Annotated in this window: 13 protein-coding genes and 2 tRNA genes; all 15 read left to right on the top strand. The window is 67.5% G+C overall.

What is annotated here, in order from left to right; genetic code table 11:
* The first annotated feature begins 86 nt into the window (after positions 1 to 86).
* The 15 genes from QJ043_RS08010 to QJ043_RS07940 all read left to right on the top strand — a co-directional run bounded on the left by QJ043_RS08010 (position 87) and on the right by QJ043_RS07940 (position 19472).
* Positions 87 to 1211, top strand: coding sequence for an aminotransferase class I/II-fold pyridoxal phosphate-dependent enzyme (locus tag QJ043_RS08010; RefSeq protein WP_283713166.1), 1125 nt, complete (start codon positions 87 to 89; stop codon positions 1209 to 1211).
* Positions 1212 to 1702: 491 nt separating this feature from the next.
* A complete protein-coding gene (locus QJ043_RS08005) occupies positions 1703 to 3277 on the top strand; it encodes a YfcC family protein (RefSeq protein ID WP_283713164.1) in 1575 nt (524 codons plus the stop codon).
* 268 nt (positions 3278 to 3545) lie between these two features.
* Positions 3546 to 3620, top strand: a tRNA-Asn gene (locus QJ043_RS08000).
* Positions 3621 to 3790: 170 nt separating this feature from the next.
* Positions 3791 to 4612, top strand: a complete 822-nt coding sequence (locus QJ043_RS07995; protein WP_283713163.1) for an ABC transporter permease — start codon at positions 3791 to 3793, stop codon at positions 4610 to 4612.
* A gap of 9 nt (positions 4613 to 4621) precedes the next feature.
* Positions 4622 to 5425, top strand: a complete 804-nt coding sequence (locus tag QJ043_RS07990; protein WP_347177739.1) for an ABC transporter ATP-binding protein — start codon at positions 4622 to 4624, stop codon at positions 5423 to 5425.
* Positions 5422 to 6516, top strand: coding sequence for a glycosyltransferase family 2 protein (locus QJ043_RS07985; protein WP_283713162.1), 1095 nt, complete (start codon positions 5422 to 5424; stop codon positions 6514 to 6516). Before QJ043_RS07990 ends, QJ043_RS07985 begins: the two co-directional genes overlap by 4 nt.
* Before the next feature lie 9 nt (positions 6517 to 6525).
* Complete coding sequence (locus QJ043_RS07980) at positions 6526 to 7545, top strand: glycosyltransferase family 2 protein (protein WP_283713161.1); 1020 nt, start codon at positions 6526 to 6528, stop codon at positions 7543 to 7545.
* A 207-nt stretch (positions 7546 to 7752) separates the two neighbouring features.
* The gene (locus QJ043_RS07975; protein WP_283713160.1) at positions 7753 to 8889 is read left to right on the top strand and encodes an extracellular solute-binding protein; all 1137 of its coding nucleotides are present in this window, start codon (positions 7753 to 7755) and stop codon (positions 8887 to 8889) included.
* Positions 8890 to 9030: 141 nt separating this feature from the next.
* Positions 9031 to 10800 (top strand): ABC transporter permease, encoded by a 1770-nt coding sequence (locus QJ043_RS07970; protein ID WP_283713159.1) that lies wholly within the window; start codon positions 9031 to 9033, stop codon positions 10798 to 10800.
* 3 nt (positions 10801 to 10803) lie between these two features.
* Positions 10804 to 11880: an ABC transporter ATP-binding protein gene (locus QJ043_RS07965; RefSeq protein ID WP_283713157.1), complete on the top strand. Its 1077-nt coding sequence runs from the start codon at positions 10804 to 10806 to the stop codon at positions 11878 to 11880.
* A 144-nt stretch (positions 11881 to 12024) separates the two neighbouring features.
* On the top strand, positions 12025 to 13113 hold the full coding sequence (locus QJ043_RS07960) for a glycosyltransferase family 2 protein (RefSeq protein ID WP_283713155.1): 1089 nt from the start codon (positions 12025 to 12027) through the stop codon (positions 13111 to 13113).
* A 79-nt stretch (positions 13114 to 13192) separates the two neighbouring features.
* Positions 13193 to 13269: transfer RNA gene (locus QJ043_RS07955), tRNA-Arg, on the top strand.
* Positions 13270 to 13345: 76 nt separating this feature from the next.
* Positions 13346 to 15874 carry an HAD-IC family P-type ATPase gene (locus tag QJ043_RS07950; RefSeq protein ID WP_283713154.1) on the top strand — a complete coding sequence of 843 codons (2529 nt, stop codon included), beginning with the start codon at positions 13346 to 13348 and terminating at the stop codon, positions 15872 to 15874.
* Positions 15774 to 18461 (top strand): aconitate hydratase AcnA, encoded by a 2688-nt coding sequence (gene acnA, locus QJ043_RS07945; protein WP_283713152.1) that lies wholly within the window; start codon positions 15774 to 15776, stop codon positions 18459 to 18461. The genes QJ043_RS07950 and acnA overlap by 101 nt, the downstream gene beginning before the upstream one ends.
* Positions 18462 to 18512: 51 nt before the next feature.
* The gene (locus QJ043_RS07940) at positions 18513 to 19472 is read left to right on the top strand and encodes a zinc ribbon domain-containing protein (RefSeq protein ID WP_283713151.1); all 960 of its coding nucleotides are present in this window, start codon (positions 18513 to 18515) and stop codon (positions 19470 to 19472) included.
* The last annotated feature ends 138 nt before the right edge of the window (positions 19473 to 19610 follow it).

The following is a 19610-nucleotide window of genomic DNA, read 5'->3' as shown; positions in this document are numbered from 1 at the left end:
ACAACGGCCTGCCCGCTGGCATTACAATCGGCGCTCGAGTCCCATGGGTCGGCTCGAGCGCCCCTTCGTCCCAGGGAGGGAGCCCTATGAACGTCGTGCCGATTCCCAACGAGGTGTGGCTCAACGACTACGAGCGCGACGCGGTGTGGGACATCGCGCAGTCGTCGGTGTCGTCCTTCACCTATCCGGAGGTCATGGCCCTGGACGGGGAGGGGGGAGCCAAGGCTCGCGCGCTTCTCGAGGCAGAGCCCATGAACTACGGGTGGATCGAGGGCTCGCCGGGGTTCAAGCGCGCGGTCGCCTCGCGGTACCGCCGCGAGGTGCCCGACTCCCAGATCCTCCAGTTCAACGGGGCGTCCGGCGCAAACCTCGGCGCACTGACCGCCCTGGTGGGCGCCGGCGACCACGTGGTCGTCGAGTGGCCCACCTACCAGCCGCTTTGGGAGATCCCCCGGGCCTTGGGCGCCGACGTATCCCTCTGGGAGCTGCGCCGCGAGAACGATTGGAAGCCGAACCTGGACGCGCTGGAGCGGCTCGTGCGCAAGGACACGAGGCTCATCTGCCTCAACAACGCCGCCAATCCCACCGCCGCCGTGCTGTCCCCGGACGACCTCGAGCGCATAGCAGAGATCGCCCGGTGGTCGGGCGCCTACGTCCTCTCGGATGAGGTGTACCTCCCGGTGGTGGAGGACCAGGGCTTCGTGTCCATCGTGGACGTGTACGAGAGGGGCGTCGCCACCAACTCGCTGTCCAAGAGCTACTCGGTGCCCGGCTGCCGCATCGGCTGGACCGTCGCGCCCGACGGGCTGTCCGACAAGATCCGTTCGGTGCGCGACTACACGCTGATCAGCGCCGGCGTGCCCAACGACGTGATCGCGACGCTCGTGCTCGAGCATGCCGACCAGGTGCTCGACCGCAATCGTGCGATCGCGGCCGAGCGGGCGGCCACCGTGGAGGCGTGGCTGGCCAAGCAGAGCCGTGCCAGCTGGGTGGCGCCCAACGGGGTGCCGGTGTCGTACCTCTCGCTCGACCTGCCCGCCGAGATGGACGACCGCACGTTCTGCCTCAAGATCCTGCGCGAGCGCGGCGTCCTTCTGATTCCCGGCTCCTGCTTCGAGCTGCCAGGCGGCGTGCGGCTGGGCTACTGCTGCCCGGCCGACGTGCTGGACATGGGCCTGACCCTTTTGGGGGAGGCCCTGGCGGAGCTCTAGAGCTCCGCGCCGGGCACGCGGGCCCCGGTTGCCGGTCCTGGCCCTGCGTTCGTCGCGTGACGCATCGTCGCCGTCGGGCGCGAGACCTTTGAATAACCTATGCGCACGAGTGCATAATGCCAAGCGAAACAGGCTTCTCGTGAATCGGGAGGCCTGTCTCTTTCTCTGGCCCCTCGGCTTCTTTTCCATCCGTTTTCTCTGGAGGGGGTCTTTCGCCGAAACCCGGTTGCCGTTCGCCGTCTCAGGGTCGCGCTTCCCCGTGAACGAGAGAGCGGGACCCATCGAAACACGTGGTTCTCCCTTGCGTTCGAAGACCGCCGGCGGTTGCCATTTTCGTCCGAACGGCACTCGGTGAGCCATTCATCTTTCTGTATGTCGTGTGAATCGACTTTGGGTAAACTGAGCCCTGTATCCGCTGCGACCCCGCCCAGAGTGGGGGTCCGGTTGTCGGTCAGGGCCCGAAGCCCTGAGGAGGAAAGGAGCCTTTGGCAATGGCTGAAGCTACCAAGAAGAAGAGGGAGATGCTGTCGTCCTACACGATCTTGATCATCATCTTGATCGCCGTGGCGCTCATCTCCCTTGCGATGTCCGGGGCGTTCCCCGACATCACTGCGGCCACGCTGCCCGACATCGTCATGGCCCCCTACGAGGGCTTTGTCGACGCCATCGACGTATGCATCTTCGTCATGGTCCTCGGCGGCTTCCTGGCGATGGTGGACGCCTCGGGCGCCCTCAACGCCGGCATCTCCGCGCTCGTCCGTGGGATGGGCGGCAAGGAGGAGTGGCTGATCCCGATCATCATGGTCGTGTTCTCGCTGATGGGCTCCACCTACGGTTTCTGCGAGGAGACCGTGGGCTTCTACGCCCTGCTCGCCGCCACGATGATGGCCGCCGGCATGGACGTCCTTGTGGGCGCCGCCGTGGTGCTCCTCGGCGCGGGCTGCGGCGTGCTCGGCTCCACGGTGAACCCGTTCGCGACGGGCATCGCGGCCGCCACCCTCACGGACATGGGCATCCCCGTCGACCAGACCGTGGTCATCGTGCTCGGCTTGCTGCTGATGGTCGTGGCCGACGCCATCTCGATCATCTTCGTGATGAACTACGCCAAGAAGGTCAAGGCCGACCCCAACCGCACGCTCCTGGGCAACCATGAGCGCCAGGCCGCCCAGAAGGAGTACGGCGAGGCCGCCAAGGCCGTCTCTGAGACCACCCAGATCACCGGCCGCCAGAAGGCGGTGCTCGTCCTCTTCATCACCACCTTCATCGTGATGATCATCGGCTTCGTGCCCTGGGAGGACCTGCACGTCGACGCGTTCAACGCCGGCTATGCCACCGAGACCACCTCTGACGCCATCACCGGCGAGGACATCATCGCCGCGTGGGACGACGCCGGCGTGGGCGGCGAGCTGGTGTTCAACACCGAGCCCGACGCCGTCATCACCGAGGAGGTCCAGACCTCCATGGGCTGGAGCGCCTTCCTCACCGGCACGCCGCTCGGCCAGTGGTACTTCGCGGAGGCCACCTGCTGGTTCCTCCTGATGGGCATCATCATCGGCATCGTCGCCGGTCTCTCCGAGCGCGAGCTGGTCGACGGCTTCATCGCCGGTGCCGGCGACATGATGGGCGTCGTGCTCGTCATCGCCCTGGCCCGCGGCGTCTCCGTCCTGATGGCCAATACGGGCCTCTCCGACTGGATCCTCACCACGGCGGCCGCAGGCCTCAAGGGCGTGAGCGCCATCGTCTTCGCGCCGCTCTCGTACCTGCTGTACGTGGCCCTGTCCTTCCTCATCCCGTCGAGCTCCGGCATGGCCGCGGTGTCCATGCCCATCATGGGCCCGCTCGCGGTGGAGCTGGGCTTCTCGCCGTCCGTCATGGTCCAGATCTTCTCTGCGGCCAACGGCTTCGTGAACCTCTTCACGCCGACCTGCGGCGCCATCATGGGCGGCCTCGCGCTCGCCCGCGTGGACTACAGCACCTGGCTCAAGTTCGCGGCCAAGCTGCTCGTGATCCTGTTCTTCGTGCTGATGGTCGTCCTGACCGTCGCCTGCATGGTGGTACCGGCCTAGCTGGAAAAGGGACATCGGCTCCTAAGGGGCCCTGCGGCGAGCCGCGGGGCCCTTCTTTTGGCACGAGGGTGCCCCTCTTCTTCGGGGTGCCCGCAAGAGTGCGGACGCTCCGGTCAAAGCCAAATGTCCACGCTCCAGCCGATTGGAGCGTGGACACAGCGCTTTGACGGAAGCGTCCACGGGCGGCGCGAAAAAACGTGAGATTGGCACTTGCGGGGTGGGGGAGAGGCGCTATACTTCTTTCTCGTGCCAAAGGCGCACCGCGAATTCCTCGGTAGCTCAATGGTAGAGCACGCGGCTGTTAACCGCGCTGTTGTAGGTTCGAGCCCTACCCGAGGAGCCAGATTCTTCAGCCCCCCTGTGGGGCTTTTTCTTTATGCAGAGGCTGGGCTGTCAGCGCCGGTTCCATGGGCGCTCCATGGGCGCCCTGAAAGCCCATGGTATCTTTGTCCATCGGGTTCGCGGCGCCCGACGCCGCCCCTTTGTCCCTGACCCCTCGAGCACGGAGGTTCCGTGGCCACCACCGAGGAACAACGCCTGACCTACCAGCAGGCTACGTGGAACACCGGCGCCAAGCGAGACATCGCCGTCCTGCAGGAGCTTGTGCGCAAGGACTTCAAGCTCAAGTACCGCCGGAGCGTGCTCGGCATCGTGTGGTCGGTGCTCAACCCGCTTCTGATGATGCTCGTGATGGCGGTGGTGTTCACCCATTTCATGCGCGGCGCCGACATGCCGGCCAACGTCTACCCGGTGTACCTGATCATCGGCAACATCACGTTCGGCCTGATGAGCTCGGCGACCTCCGACGGCATGTGGTCGATCATCAACGCGGCGCCCCTGCTCAAGAAGGTCCGCGTGAACCGCCTCGTGTTCCCGGTCGAGAAGGTTCTCTTCGCCGTCGTGAACTTCGCGCTGTCACTCATCGCCGTGGCGCTGGTCATGCTCGTGTGCCAGGTCCCGCTCGGCTGGCAGGCGATCTTCCTCGTGCCGTTCCTCGTGTACTTCCTGGTCTTCTGCATCGGCCTGTCGCTGCTCTTGGCGACGCTGGCGGTGTTCTTCCGCGACGTCATCCACCTGTGGGGCGTCGTGACCACGGCCTGGATGTACGCGACCCCGATCTTCTACACCCTGGACCTTCTGCCGGCGACCCTGCAGGGGCTCATGAAGTGGAACCCGCTCTACCAGTACGTCGACTACTTCCGCACCTGCGTCCTCTACCAGCAGGTGCCCTCGCTCGAGGCCAACGTCATGTGCGTCCTCATGGCCGTCGTGATGCTCGCCATCGGGCTGCTCGTGTTCCGGAAGAACGAGCACAAGTTCATCCTCTTCATCTAGGAGTCCCCAGTGGCCATTATCCCGAACGCGCCCGACAGCGGCTCCATCCTGACCGCCCACGAGGTGGCGCCCGACGCCGAGACGCTCATCAGCGTCAACAACGTGAGCATGATCTTCAACATCGCGTCCGAGCAGCTCAACTCCCTCAAGGAGTACTTCATCGCGCTCGTGCGTCGGAACCTCTTCTTCAAGGAGTTCCGCGCGTTGGACGACGTCTCCTTCACCGTGAAGCGGGGGGAGGCCTTCGGGCTCGTCGGCACCAACGGCTCGGGCAAGTCCACGATGCTCAAGTGCATCGCCGGCGTGCTGGAGCCGAGCGAGGGGTCCGTCACCGTCAAGGGCACCATCGCGCCGCTCATCGAGCTGGGCGCCGGCTTCGACATGGACCTCACCGCGCGCGAGAACATCTACCTCAACGGCGCGCTGCTCGGCTACAAGAAGGCGTTCATCGACGAGCACTACGAGGAGATCATCGACTTCGCCGAGCTCCGGGACTTCCAGGACATGCCGCTCAAGAACTACTCGAGCGGCATGGTGGCCCGCATCGCGTTCGCCATCGCCACGATCACCGAGCCGGACATCCTCATCGTCGACGAGACCCTCTCCGTGGGCGACTTCCTGTTCCAGCAGAAGTGCGAGCGGCGCATCCAGGAGCTCGTGGAGTCCAACAACGTCACGGTGCTGCTCGTGAGCCACTCCATCGACCTCGTGGAGCGCATCTGCACGCGCGTCGCCTGGATCGAGAAGGGCGAGCTGCGCATGGTGGGCCCGACGCGGGAAGTGTGCGACGCCTACAAGGCGCTGGGGGCATGACGATGGCGCCTGCGGAGCCCTTGTTCAGCCTGGTGCTCTGCGTCTACGGCGTGGAGCCGTACATCGCGCGCGCGGTCCGGTGCCTGCTGGACCAGCGCTGCGGGGACTTCGAGCTCATCCTCGTCGACGACGCCTCGCCGGACGCCTCGATCGAGACCGCCCTCAACGAGGCGGCTGGCGACGCGCGCGTGCGCGTCGTGCGCCACGAGAGCAACCGCGGGCTCTCCGCCGCCCGCAACACCGGCCTCGAGGTGGCACGGGGACGTTACGTCTGCTTCCCGGACCCTGACGATGAGACTGGGCCGGACTTTCTCTCGGCCGCTGCCGCCGCCATTGAGGCCCAGGACCCCGACATCGTGGTGGAGGGGCTCGAGGAGCGCTATCTGGACGGCGCCGGCGGGTTCGTCTACGCGAATCGCGTCACGGCCCCGTCCGCGGTCGCGCGGGGAACGGACGAGGTGGCCGGCCTCGCGCTGCCGCTCGAGGAGCGCACGCTGCTCGGCTATGTCCACACGAAGTTCTTCCGCCGCGCGCTCGTGGCCGACCTCCGGTTCGATTCCGGCCTCACGGTCTCCGAGGACTTCTTCTTCTCCCTCGGCGCCTTCGAGCGCGCCCGCACGGTCTGCGTCCTCGACGTGGCCGAGTACCGCTACCAGAAGCGCTCGGGGAGCTTGACGGGCGGCCGCTACGACTCACAGCGCTACACCCCGGACTACTACGACGTGCACCGGGCGCGCATCCAGACCATGCTCGATTTCCTCGAGGCGCACGGCATCGCCGACGACGAGGCCATGCAGACGCTCGGCGCGCTGTACGGCCGTTATGTGGTCTCGACCCTGATGCGCCAGGCGGCCCCGGTGGGCGGCCTGTCGAAGGGGGAACGCCGTGCTTGGGCTCGCGAGCTCAAGCGCGACCCGCTTTTCCAGCGGCTGATCCCCGTGGCGCGGGCACGGCGCTCTCGCGCGCTGGCCGTCTCGCTCGGGGTGCTGAGGTCCGGGTGCGTCCCGGCGATGCTCGCACTCGGCACCGCTGTGAGCCGCGCGAAGGCCCAGGGACCCGGCCTTGTCACGAAGATCCAATCGGAGCGCTAGGAGGGCACCGTGCAGCCGCAGCTGACCGTTTGCGTGCCGAGCTACAACGTCGAGAGCTGCCTGTCGACGGGCCTGGAGACGCTGGCGCTGTCGCGCTTCGCGGGGCGCCTCGAGGTCATCGTCGTGGACGACGGCTCGTCGGACGGCACGCGCCAGGTGGCCGACCGCTATGCGGAGCGGTGTCCCGAGGTGGTGCGCGTGGTGTCGCAGGAGAACGCCGGGCATGGTGGGGCCGTGAACACCGGGCTCGCCCTCGCGCGGGGGCGCTACTTCCGCGTCGTGGACGGCGACGACTGGGTGGACGTGGACGGGCTCGACGCACTGCTCGACGCGTTGGCCGGCCTGAGCTCCGACCTTGTCGTCGACTGGCGCTGCGACGTCCGCATGGGCACGGGCGATCGGGAGCCGCGGCCGCTGCCGGCCGGTGTCCCGGTGGGGGAGTGCGTGCCTCTCACGACGGTCTCGGACGTGCTTGCGCGGAGCTCGGCGGCCCAGATACACACGGTCAACGCGAGCACGGACTTCGCGCGCCGGCTCGGCCTCAGGCTCCTGGAGCGCACCTTCTACGAGGACAGCCAGTACGTGATCGAGCTCACGAGCCAGGCGCGCACGGTCACGTTCCTGGACATCGAGGTCTACCAGTACCAGGTGGGGAACGCGTCCCAGAGCGTTGCGGCGCCCAACTACGTGCGACGGTTCGCCGACCACGACCGCGTCGTGCGCCGTGTCGCCGAGTTCGCCGAGGAGCGCCTCCTCGATCCAGGGCTCGAGGAGGCGCGCGCGGCCTATGTCCGCGAGCGCGCACGGCTCCTCGTGAACACGCACTACAACATCATGCTGGTCTATGACGACGACCGGAGGCGCGGTCGTGCCCGTGCCAGGGAGTTCCGCTCCTGGCTGGCCTCCGAGCACCCATGGCTCAAGAAGGCCACGGACCGTCGGTACTACGAGGGCCTCGCGCTCGGCGCCGTTGGCGGCTCGGCGCGGTTCCTCGACCGGGTGAAGGGGCGCATGGCCCACGAGGCATAGCCCATCCGAAGCTGGCATGCCAAAAAAAGGCACCCTGTATACCCATTTCTGACGGTCTTGTCCACAGGAAAGCACTGGCCCGCCTTTTACCTGTTACGAACGTCCCCTGGGCGAATCCGCTGCGCTTTTTGCTTTGTGTCCCATCATAACAATGCTTAAAGAGGCGCGATCGAAGCGCCGACAAGCTCCGAAGGGACAGGTGGAACCATGAAGAACGTCACGCGTCGCAACTTCCTTGGCGGGTCCGCAATCGCGGTCGCAGGTCTTGGTCTTGTCGCGTGCAGTGGTGGCTCGGCCGGCGACGGCGCCCAGGCCGAGGCAGAGTCCGGCGACTCCGTCGGCGCTGACGCCGAGCTCGTGGCCGCAGCCCAAAAGGAAGGCTCGCTCGTCGTGTACGGCTCCTGCGAGGAGGAGTACCTGACGGCCGCGTGCGACCACTTCAAGGAGCTCTACGGCATCGACGTCCAGAGCCAGCGCCTGTCCACCGGTGAGGTTCAGGCGAAGATCGAGGAGGAGAACGGCAACCCGAGCGCCGACGCGTGGTTCGGCGGCACCTCCGACCCCTACAACGAGTGCGCCGCCGCCGGCCTGCTCGAGCCCTATGACGCGGCCAATGCCTCCCACATCACCAAGGACATCTACAAGGACGCCGACAACAACTGGTTCGGCATCTACACCGGCATGCTCGGCATCATGTACAACAAGGACGAGCTCGAGCGCCTCGGCATCGACGCGCCGAAGGACTTCGCGGACCTCACGGACGCCAAGTACAAGGGCCTCATCTGGAGCTCCAACTACAACACCGCCGGCACGGCGAAGCTGATCATCAACACGGCCATCCAGAAGTACGGCCACGACGAGGGCATCCAGTGGCTCGTCGACCTCGACAAGAACGTGCAGGTCTACACCAAGTCCGGCTCCGGCCCCTCCAAGAACGTCGGCACCGGCGAGTGCGTGCTCGGCCTCGGCTTCCTGCACGACGGCATCTACCAGATCGTGGACAACGGCTACGAGAACATCGGCATGCAGGTCCCGACGTCCGGCACCACCTGCGAGGTGGGCGCCACCGCCATCTTCAAGGGCGCCGCGCATCCCAACGCCGCCAAGCTGTGGGTCGAGTACGCGCTGTCCCCGGAGTGCGTGGAGCTTGCCGCGCAGAACGGCTCCTACCAGTTCCTCGTCATCGACAACGCCACCCAGCCCGAAGTGGCCACCGAGTACGGCCTCGACCCGGACAACACGATGGACTACGACTTCGAGGACGCCAAGAAGAACACCTCCACCTACGTCGAGGAGGTCATGGCGGCCCTCGGCGGCGGCGACGACCGCTTCCAGACCGAGTAGAGGAGCGAGGTCGGTCTGACCGTCGCCTCAGTGGCGACGGAGGCTCAAGCCATGATGCCGGGGGGTCCTCCCTCCCGGCATCTTCGCTGTAGAGGGGCAAGCTGAAGGCTTGCTCCAAGACTCAAGGAAAGGGGGATGTCCGTGGCCAAGGACCAAAGCGCCGCTCTCGACCGCAAGAAGTTGCTCGGCGACCCCATCATGATGACGACCATCGTCGTCCTTATCGCGCTTTTGACGCTCTTCATCCTGTACCCGCTGGCCATCCTTTTGGTTGACAGCTTCATCACCGACAGCGGCCCGTCGCTGGCGGTGTTCGACCGCATCTTCCAGATGGGGAGCTTCACGACGGCCATCACCAACACGCTGGCGGTGGGCTTCCTCGTGGGCATCTGCTCCGCCCTCGTGGGCTTGCTCTTCGCCTACGTCGAGGAGTACGTGCAGCTCAAGACCAAGTTCATGCGCGGTCTGTTCGCGCTCGTCTCGATGTTGCCGGTGGTGAGCCCGCCCTTCGTGCTGTCGCTCTCCATCATCATGCTGTTCGGCAAGGCGGGCATCATCACGCGCTACGTGCTCGGCATCTACGACAACAACGTCTACGGCTTCTGGGGCATCTTCATCGTCCAGACGCTGACGTTCTTCCCGGTGTGCTACATGATGCTCAAGGGCCTCCTCCGGAACATCGACCCGTCGCTTGAGGAGGCGTCGCGCGACATGGGCGCCTCCCGCTGGAAGGTCTTCACGTCCGTGACGCTGCCGCTCATCGCCCCGGGCCTCGGCAACGCGTTCCTCGTCACCTTCATCGAGTCCATCGCCGACTTCGCGAACCCGATGATCATCGGCGGCTCCTACGACACCCTCGCCACGACGATCTACCTGCAGATCACCGGCGCCTATGACAAGCAGGGCGCCGCCGCGATGGCCGTCGTGCTCCTGTGCATCACGCTCGCGATGTTCGCCGTGCAGAAGTACGTGCTCGAGGCCAAGTCCACGGCGACGCTCTCCGGCAAGGCGAGCCGCGCCCGCATGCTCACCACGGACAACTCCGTGCGCATCCCGCTGACGCTCCTCTGCTCCGTCTGCGCCATCTTCGTCGTCGCGATGTACATCTGCGTGCCGTTCGGCGCCCTCTTCAAGACCTGGGGCTACGACTTCACGCTCACCGGCAAGTGGTTCGCGCAGGTGTTCACCAAGTACCACGGCCTGCAGGCCTTCGGCGACTCGTTCCTGCTCTCGCTCATCGCGGCGCCCATCACGGCCCTGCTCTCGATGGTCATCTCGTACCTCGTGGTGAAGCGCGACTTCCACGGGCGCGGGTTCATCGAGGCCGTCTCGATGCTCGCCATGGCGGTGCCGGGCACCGTCCTCGGCGTGGGCTACATCCGCGGCTTCTCCGGCGGCCTGTTCCACACCGGGCTCCTGCAGGGCATCTACGGCACGAGCGCGATCCTCATCATCGTGTTCGTCGTGCGCTCGCTGCCCACCGGCACGCGCTCCGGCATCTCGGCGCTGCGCCAAATCGACAAGTCCATCGAGGAGTCGGCCTACGACATGGGCGCCGACAGCTTCACGGTGTTTCGCACCGTGACGCTGCCACTCATCAAGGAGAGCTTCCTCTCCGGCCTCGTGACGGCCTTCGTGCGCTCGATCACGGCCATCTCCGCGATCATCCTGCTCGTGACGCCGTCCACGTACCTGATCACGGTGCAGATCAACGAGTTCGCCGAGAAGGGCAACTACGGCATCGCCTGCGCCTTCGCGACCATCCTGATCATGATCACCTACGGCGCGGTCCTCATCATGAACGCCGTCATCCGTCGCTTCGGCACGAGCCGCGCGACCAAGGCCGACAAGGAGGCCGCCGAGGCGATCGGCACCGATTACGTCGAGAGCGGACAAGTGGAGGAGCTCTAACCCATGGCAAAGGAAAAGAAAGGCGTCCGGCTGGACCACATCTCAAAGATCTACCAGGACCCCAAGACCAAGAAGGACTTCTACGCCGTCCACGACGTGTCGCTGGACATCGCGCCCGGCGAGTTCGTGACGCTGCTCGGCCCCTCCGGCTGCGGCAAGACCACGATCCTGCGCATGATCGCCGGTTTCGAGAGCCCCAACGAGGGCGAGATCTACCTGGGCGGGGAGCCGATCAACGAGCTCACCCCCAACAAGCGCGACACCGCGATGGTGTTCCAGAGCTACGCCCTCCTGCCGCACTACAACATCTTCGACAACGTGGCCTACGGCCTGAAGCTCCGCAAGGTACCCAAGGACGAGATCGCCAAGAAGGTGACGAACATCCTGCACCTCGTGGGCCTCGACGGGATGGAAGACCGCATGACCAACCAGCTGTCCGGCGGCCAGCAGCAGCGCGTGGCGCTCGCGCGCGCCCTCGTGCTCGAGCCCGGCGTGCTGCTCTTTGACGAGCCGCTCTCCAACCTGGACGCCAAGCTCCGCGTGGACATGCGCAACGAGATCCGCCGCATCCAGCAGGAGGCCGGCATCACCGCTGTCTATGTCACGCACGACCAGTCCGAGGCGATGGCTCTCTCGGACAACATCATCATCATGAAGAAGGGCGTCGTGCAGCAGATGGGCGATCCCCTCACGGTGTACTACGAGCCCGCCAACGAGTTCGTTGCCGACTTCATCGGCGAGTCCAACTTCCTGCGCGGCACGCTGGCGGAGAAGGACGGGCACCACGGCCAGGCCACCATCGAGGGCAACCCGGTGGACGTGTCCAACGTCGGGCACCTCAACGTGGGCGACGACGTCACGCTGGTGCTGCGCCCGGAAGCGGCGGCACTGGCCGACGAGGGCGTGCTGCCCTGCACGGTGACGCTGTCCCGCTTCATGGGCAACTACCACAACTACCAGGTGAAGGTGGGGGACACCCTCGTCAAGATCACCGACTTCAATCCCAAGAACCACAAGATCTACGACGTGGGCGACGAGGCGTTCGTGGCCTTTGGCCCCGAGGACGTGCACGTGCTCTAGGCCCTTCGGGCGGGGCGGTCGCGGAGAGCGGCCGCCCCGTTTTTTGTGTTTGGCCGCTGGCCGGCGGGGGCTTCTCGCCGCAGGCGCCAAGGGGCACAATTCACTGAGCTTTGAACCTGTCCCGTTGCCCGTCTCGGAGGTGCCATGAACCCAGCCGTCGCTCTGACCGAGCAGGAGCCGCCGCTCTTCACCATCGTGATGTGCGTCCACGCCACGGAGGACTACGCGGCGGACGCCGTGAGATCCGTCCGCGCCCAGTCGTTCCCCGACTGGGAGCTGCTCGTGGTGGACGACGCGTGCCGGGACCACTCGGTGCTTCGGGTGCTTCGTGCCGCACAGGACGACCCGCGGGTGCGGCTCATCCACAACGACCTGCGCCAGGGGCTCTCCGAGGCCCGCAACCGGGGCATCCGGCACGCCCGGGGGCGCTACGTGTGCTTCTTCGACTGCGAGGACGTCGCCGAGCCCACGTTCCTCGAGGTGGCGGCCCGCGCCATTGACGTCGAGGACCCGGACATCGTGGTGGAGGGTCTCACCGAGGACTTCTTCAACCGGCGCGGCGACGTGGCCTACAGCGAGGAGCGCACGCCCCACCGGGCCTTCCTCACCGGCCCCGCCGTGCAGACGGTGGTGCTCGACCTCGAGGAGGAGCACCTGATGGGCGCGATCTTCACGAAGTTCTTTCGCCGCGAGCTCCTCGACGGGCTTCGGTTCGAGAGCGGCGGAGAGCCCTACGTGGCCGACTTCTTCTTCACGTTGGCGGCGATCGAGAGGGCCCGGTCCGTCGCGCTCCTTCCCGAGACGCCCTACCACTACGAGAAGCACATCCGCGGTGAGCGGCAGAAGACCCTCACCACGGGCACGTTCCTCGAGCGGCACCGCCGCACGGCCGCGATCCAGGATCACCAGCAGCGGTTCGGGCTCGACACGGACGAGTCGCGCAACCGGCTCGGCACGCTCTACGCCCAGTACGTGATGGACGAGCTGGGGCGGCTGACGGACCTGGAGAACTACGTCTCCAAGGAGGAGCAGGAGAGGTGGCTCGCGTTCCTGCACGAGGACCCGCTGTTCCAGATGCTCGTGCTCGACGCCGAGCCCACGCCAGGGCTGCTGAGGTCCCTGATGCACAAGGCGCTGACCTCCACCGGGCCCAACAGCGCCCTGACGCTGGCGCACCTGATGGGGTACCTGAAGAGCTTCGGCCCGGAGACCTTCTCCCGCTCGCAGGAGTGACCCGTCTGCCCGCGACCGTGGCGCGTGACCAAAATGTCACGCCGGACGGCGCCCGGTTCCCTTATACTTTCATCCGCTAGCCGCCTTAGCTCAGTGGATCAGAGCGTTCGCCTCCGGAGCGAAAGGCCGTGGGTTCGAGCCCCACAGGCGGCACCATTGCAACGGTCGAGGCCGGGAGCAGCACGTTCGCTGGCTCCCGGCCTTTTTCGCAGCCGAGGACGGGGAGGGGACAGTGGCGGACGCAGTCCACGGGGCTCCAGGAGCCCCTGAGGGGCCGTGCGAGGAGCAGCCCTTCGTCGCCACGCCCGATTCGGGCCTCACGGAGGCAGAGGCCGAGCAGCTCACGGCGGAGGGCAAGTCCAACGTGGACGTCTCGCCCCGCACGCGCACGGTGGGGCAGATCGTGCGGGACAACGTCTGCACCCTGTTCAACGCGGTGAACGTTCTTCTGGCGGTCGTGGTGTTCCTCACCGGCAGCTACCGGAACATGCTGTTCATGATCATCGTCGTCTGCAACGCGGCCATCGGCATCTTCCAGGAGGTGCAGTCCAAGCGCGCCGTGGACCAGCTCTCCATCCTTGCGGAGCGACCGGTCCGCGTGCGCCGGGGAGGGAAGGTGGTCGAGGTCCCGTCGACGGGGGTCGTGCAGGGCGACCTCGTGCTGCTCTCCTCGGGCGACCAGGTGCCGGCCGACCTTCGGGTGCGCTCCGGCAAGGTGGTCATGAACGAGTCGCTCCTCACCGGTGAGTCCGAGCCCGTGCGCAAGGGCCCCGACGACCGGCTCCTCTCGGGGTCGTTCGTGACGGCCGGGTCCTGTGTGGGACAGGCCGTGGCCGTGGGCGCCGCCTCCTTCGCGGCGCAGATCAACGACGAGGCCCGCGCCGCCAAGCCCATCGAGTCCGAGATCCGCTCCACGCTGCGCTTCATCGTGAAGCTCGGCACGTGGGTGCTGCTTCCGGTGGGAACGGTGCTCTTCCTGCGCTCCTTCTTCGACGGCGGGTCCTGGCAGGACGCCGCCCTCACCACCGTCGCGGCCGTCACGGGGATGATCCCTCAGGGGCTCGTGCTGCTGACGAGCTCGGTGCTCGCGATCTCGACGGTCCGGCTCGCGATGCAGAAGGTGCTCGTCCAACAGCTCTACTGCATCGAGGCCCTCGCCCGCGTGGACGTGCTGTGCCTCGACAAGACCGGGACCATCACGAGCGGCGCGATGACGGTGGAGAAGCTCATTCCCGAGCCGGGCGTCGAGCGTGAGGACCTCGTGAGCGACCTGGTCACCGTGATGGCCGCCAATGCCGACGACGCCAACGACACGGCCCGGGCGGTGCTCGCCTACCAGGAGGAGCATGCGCTCCAGCCCCGTGTCATCACGCGGGCGGTGCCCTTCTCGAGCGACCGTAAGTATTCGGGCTGCCTGTTGGAGACGGGCGGCGGCCTTGCGGTGGGCGCGGCCCAGTTCCTGGTTCCCGATCGTGCGGACGCGTTGGCGGCTGCAGAGCGCGAGGCCGGTGCGTGCGCGCGGCTCCTGGCCGTGTGCCGGGTGGAGGGGTTCGACAAGGACGACCGTTTCACGGGCGTCCCCGTCCTGCTCGGCTTCGTCGCCATCTCGGACCAGGTGCGCGACTCGGCGCCGGCCACCCTTGCGTACTTCAAGGAGCAGGGGGTCGGCCTGCGGGTGATCTCGGGCGACGACCCTCGAACGGTCGCGGCGATCGCGCAGGAGGCGGGGGTGCCTGACGCCGACGAGTACGTCGACGCCACGACCCTCGACACCCCCGAGAAGCTCAAGCGCGCGGCCCGTGACTGCCGGGTGTTCGGCCGCGTCACGCCGCAGCAGAAGCGAGACCTCGTGCTCGCCCTCCAGGCCGAGGGCCACACGGTGGCGATGACGGGCGACGGCGTGAACGACGTGCTCGCCCTTCGGGAGGCGGACTGCTCGGTGGCCATGGCCGGGGGCTCGGACGCCGCCCGTTCCGTGGCCGAGATCGTCCTCGTGGACGACGACTTCTCGCACATGCCGGCCGTGGTCGCCGAGGGCAGGCGCTCGATCAACAACCTGCAACGCTCTGCGGCGCTCTTTCTGGAGAAGACGGTCTTCTCCATCGTCGTGGCCACGCTGTGCATCATCGTCCCGCCGTACCCGCTCCTGCCGATTCAGCTGACGCTCGTCTCGGCGGCGGTGATCGGCATCCCGTCGTTCGTGCTCGCGCTCGAGCCCAACCACGACCGAGTGAGGGGCTCGTTCCTCGCCAACGTGCTCGCTCACGCGGTGCCTGCGGCCCTCGCCATCTCGCTCGGGCTCGCCATCGTGGTCTTCGCCCGTTACCCGTTGGGCATGAGCGCGGCCCAGGTGTCCACGATCGCCACCTGCGTGACGGCCTCCGTGGGTCTCGCGTTGGTCCGGTGCGTGTCCAAACCGCTCAACTGGCTGCGCCGTCTCCTCTTTTGGGCCATGCTCGCTGTGGTGGTGCTCGGCGTCTCGGTCTTCGGCAGCTTCTTCGAGGTCGCGACCCTGACCTGGCCGCTTGCCGGTTTCCTGGCCCTCGTGGCCGGGGCCGCGCTGGCCCTGTTCTTCGCCTTGTTCCGCCGCTCTGTGGCCGATGCCGACAACCCGGCCGGCCCCTATCTGAGATTCGCCCGACGCGTGGAAAAGAGGACCCATGACCGACGTGAACGCCGCCGCGCACTCCGCCGAACAGGCCGAGCGGTTCGCAACCTCCGTTCTGGAGGCCCGGAGGACGAAGACGCTGACGGCCGGTGACGTCGCCCGCTCCATCGTCGACGTGTCACGGATACCGGGCGCGCTCCGTCTGCCCCGCGCCTCGGTGCGCCTGTTGGAGAACGTCGTGCGGCGCGCGGCCACCGATGAGGAGGCGGTGCGCCAGGCCTGGGAGGTGGTGTCGGCCGGCCTTGAGGGGCGTGCCGGCGGCGAGGTGGACTTCTGGCCCGCGCGCGTGCTGTTCCAAGACTTCACCGGTGTGCCGATCTTCGTGGACTTTGCGGCCATGCGGGACGCCGTGGCGGCCGACGGGGGAGACCCGACGCTTGTGAACCCGCGCATCCCCTGCGTGCTTGTCGTCGATCACTCGGTGTGCGCGGACGTCGCCGGCTGTGCCGATGCCGCCTTCGAGAACCAGCGGATCGAGGCGCGCCGCAACGCCGAGCGCTTCTCGTTCCTCAAGTGGGCGGGCGCCTCGTTCGACAACGTGCAGATTGTGCCGCCGGGCCAGGGCATCTGCCATCAGCTGAACGTCGAGGTCTTCTCGCCGGTGGTGGCCGTCGACGCCCTGCACGAGGGCGAGGAGCTGGCCTGCTTCGACACGCTTGTGGGCAGCGACTCGCACACGACGACGGCCAACGGCATCGGCGTCCTGGGCTGGGGCGTCGGCGGCATCGAGGCAGAGGCGGCCGCGCTCGGTCAGCCGCTCCCGATGCGCGTCCCCGAGGTGGTCGAGCTCCGCCTCACCGGGCAGCTGCCGGACGGGGCGCAGGCCATGGACCTCGCGCTGACGGTCGCAAAGCTCCTGCGCGAGACCGGCGTCGTGGGATCCATCGTCGAGGTCACGGGCGACGGCGTCGCCGGCCTCACGGTCCCCCAGCGCGCCTGTGTGGCCAACATGTCCCCGGAGTACGGCTCGACGGCGGTGCTCTTCCCGGTTGACGAACAGTGCGTCGACTACCTGCGCCTCACGGGGCGTCCGGAGGACGAGGTGCGCTTCGTCGAGGCCTACTATCGGGCAGAGGGCTGCTGGGGGCTCGAGGGCGCCCGCGTCTACGGCAGGACCGTTGAGCTGGACCTCGGCACCGTGCGTCCCTGCCTGGCGGGGCCGAGCCGTCCTCACAACCAGGTGTTCCCGGAGGGTCTCCGCGAGCGCTTCCGTGCGGTCGCGGAGCAGAACGGCCACGGCGACTTTCAGACGCTCCGGACGGTCCCGGTGGGGGCGTCCGACGAGGCGCTCGGCCACGGCGCCCTCGCGATTGCGGCCATCACGAGCTGCACCACCGCCACCGATCCGGCGATGATGGTCGCCGCCGGCCTCACGGCCCAGAAGGCGCTAGACGCGGGCCTCGAGCCCAAGCCATGGGTCAAGAAGGTCCTCGCGCCCGGCAGCCACGCGGCGTCGCTGCTCTTGGAGCGGGCCGGCCTCGCCGCCCCGCTGGCGCGGCTCGGCTTCGAGACCTGCGGCCATGGCTGCATGAGTTGCATCGGCAACTCCGGGCCGGTGCTCCCGGGCATGCACGAGGCCGCCGAGGACCTCGAGCTCGCGAGCGTGCTCTCGGGCAACCGCAACTTCGACGGCCGCATCTCGCCGGACGTGGCACAGAACTACCTCGCGTCGCCGGCGCTCGTCGTGGCGTACTCGCTGGCTGGCACCGTCGACGTCGACCTCTCCACAGAGCCGGTCGGGATCGGCGCTGACGGCGAGCCGGTGATGCTCTCCGACCTGCTCCCGAGTGCCGCCGAGGTGCAGGAGGTGCTCGACGCGGTGCTGTCCCCGTCCCTCTACGAGGAGGGCACGGCGGGGCTCTTCGACGGCGACGCGGCCTGGCGCCTGCTTCCGGACGCGCAGAGCGACACGTTCCCTTGGGACCCGACGTCCACGTACATCCGTCGGCCGCCCTACTTCGAGATCGCGCGCCCCTGCGACTCGTGGTCGCTCGATGGGGCGCGGTGCCTCGCGCTGCTCCCGGACTTCGTGACCACCGACCACATCTCTCCCGCCGGTGCCATCGCGCCGGACTCGCCGGCCGCGCGCTACCTCGAGGAGCGCGGCGTGGCGCCGGAGGACTTCAACACGTACGGCTCGCGCCGCGGCAACCACGAGGTCATGGAGCGCGGCACCTTTGCCAACGTGCGCTTGGAGAACCGCCTCGCCGACGGGCGCCGCGGCGGCTACACGCGCGACCTCCTCACCGGCGAGGTCGTCCCGGTGTGGGACGCCGCCGACCACTACGGCGACGCGCCGCTCGTGGTGGTTGCCGGCAAGATGTACGGGAGCGGCTCGAGCCGGGACTGGGCGGCCAAGGGCCCGGTGCTCCAAGGCGTGCGCGCGGTGATCGCCGAGTCGTTCGAGCGCATCCACCGCTCGAACCTCGTCGGCATGGGCATCGTGCCGCTCGAGCTCGCGGACGTGAGCCTGGCCGCGCTCGGGCTCGATGGCACCGAGGCCTTCTCGGTGGCGCCGTTCGACCTGTCCGTCGGTGGCACTGTCACCGTCCGCGCCGTCAAGGCTGATGGAGAGGCGGTCGAGTTCCCGTGCCGCGTCCGTGTGGACACGGAGACCGAGGCCGGCTACCTGCGGAAGGGCGGTATCCTTCCGTACGTTCTGGATCAGATCGCCCATTAGTCCGCTAGGATACGAGGGCTTCCGACGACGTCCGGGGAGGAGGAACGACCGGTGAAATGCCCGCATTGTGGGACCCATGTGGCCGACGGCACCGCCGTGTGCCCGGCCTGCCATGCCTCGCTCGAGGCCACGGCCGTTCTTCCACGTCTTCAAGGGTCGTACTGTCCTAGCTGCGGCGCCATGGTTCCGGAGGGGTCGGAGTCGTGCCCCAAGTGCGGCATGCCGGTGAGCCCTTCGCCCAAGAGCGTGAAGACCAAGGAGCGACGCCCGTCCCCGAGCCAGGAGACCGGTCGGCTCCCCCGGATCGAGCCGGCCCTTCCGGCCGAGCAGGACCTCAAGGACCCCTACCTTCACGAGCAGCCGGTCCGCATGCGCTCGGTGGTGCTCGCGGCCATCGCGTGCGTCCTCGTGGTGGGGGGCGCCGTGCTCCTCATCACGCACCCCTGGGACCCCGACGCGTTCGCCACCCGGGCCACCGAGCCCGCGGACACCTCGCAGGCTGGATCGGTGGCGGCCGTGACCACGCTGAGCGGCCAGGACGCTGCGACGAACGCGGACGACGTCAAGTCCGGCGACGAGACCACCTACGAGTCGCTGAAAGCCGACTACCAGGCCCTCGGGGAGTACGCTGCCGCGCTCGACGACTCTGTCGAGCGCCTCGAGGGCACCGGCATCACCGGCGACTCCTCGGAGCGCGAGGCGGGGAGGAGCGACGCCGCCGAGCTCGCGGTCAAGATCTCCAACGCCATCGCCGACATCCAGGCCGTCGACGTGACGAGCGGCACCTATGCCGAGGCCCGCGAGGAGCTGCTGAAGATCGGCAACTACCTGCGCAACCGCTCGGACATCGTGAGCTCCGCGTGGACACAGGCCGCCTCGTCGAGCGACCCGAAGGCCGACAGGGCGCAGATCCTGCAGCCGGTGCGCGGAGAGGGCTCCTCGTACGGTTCGCTCTTCAAAGAAGGTTACGCGAACTTCAAACTGGAGGCGCCTGCGGCCGACGCCCAGTGAGCGACGACCCCCCCGGGGTTGATTTGCAGAGCCATCTGAACATTTGAGGCGCTGGCCGGGTTCCCGCAGCCAGATGGACGCGCCGGCCGCGCCCGTGAGGGCGCGGCGGGCGCGTCCCCCCTGTTGTAGGATGCGTGG

This window comes from Kribbibacterium absianum, from assembly GCF_030067705.1.
GTDB lineage: Bacteria > Actinomycetota > Coriobacteriia > Coriobacteriales > Atopobiaceae > Kribbibacterium > Kribbibacterium absianum.
Note: the sequence above shows the minus strand (reverse complement) of the source record. Positions and strands in the feature narration are given on the sequence as shown.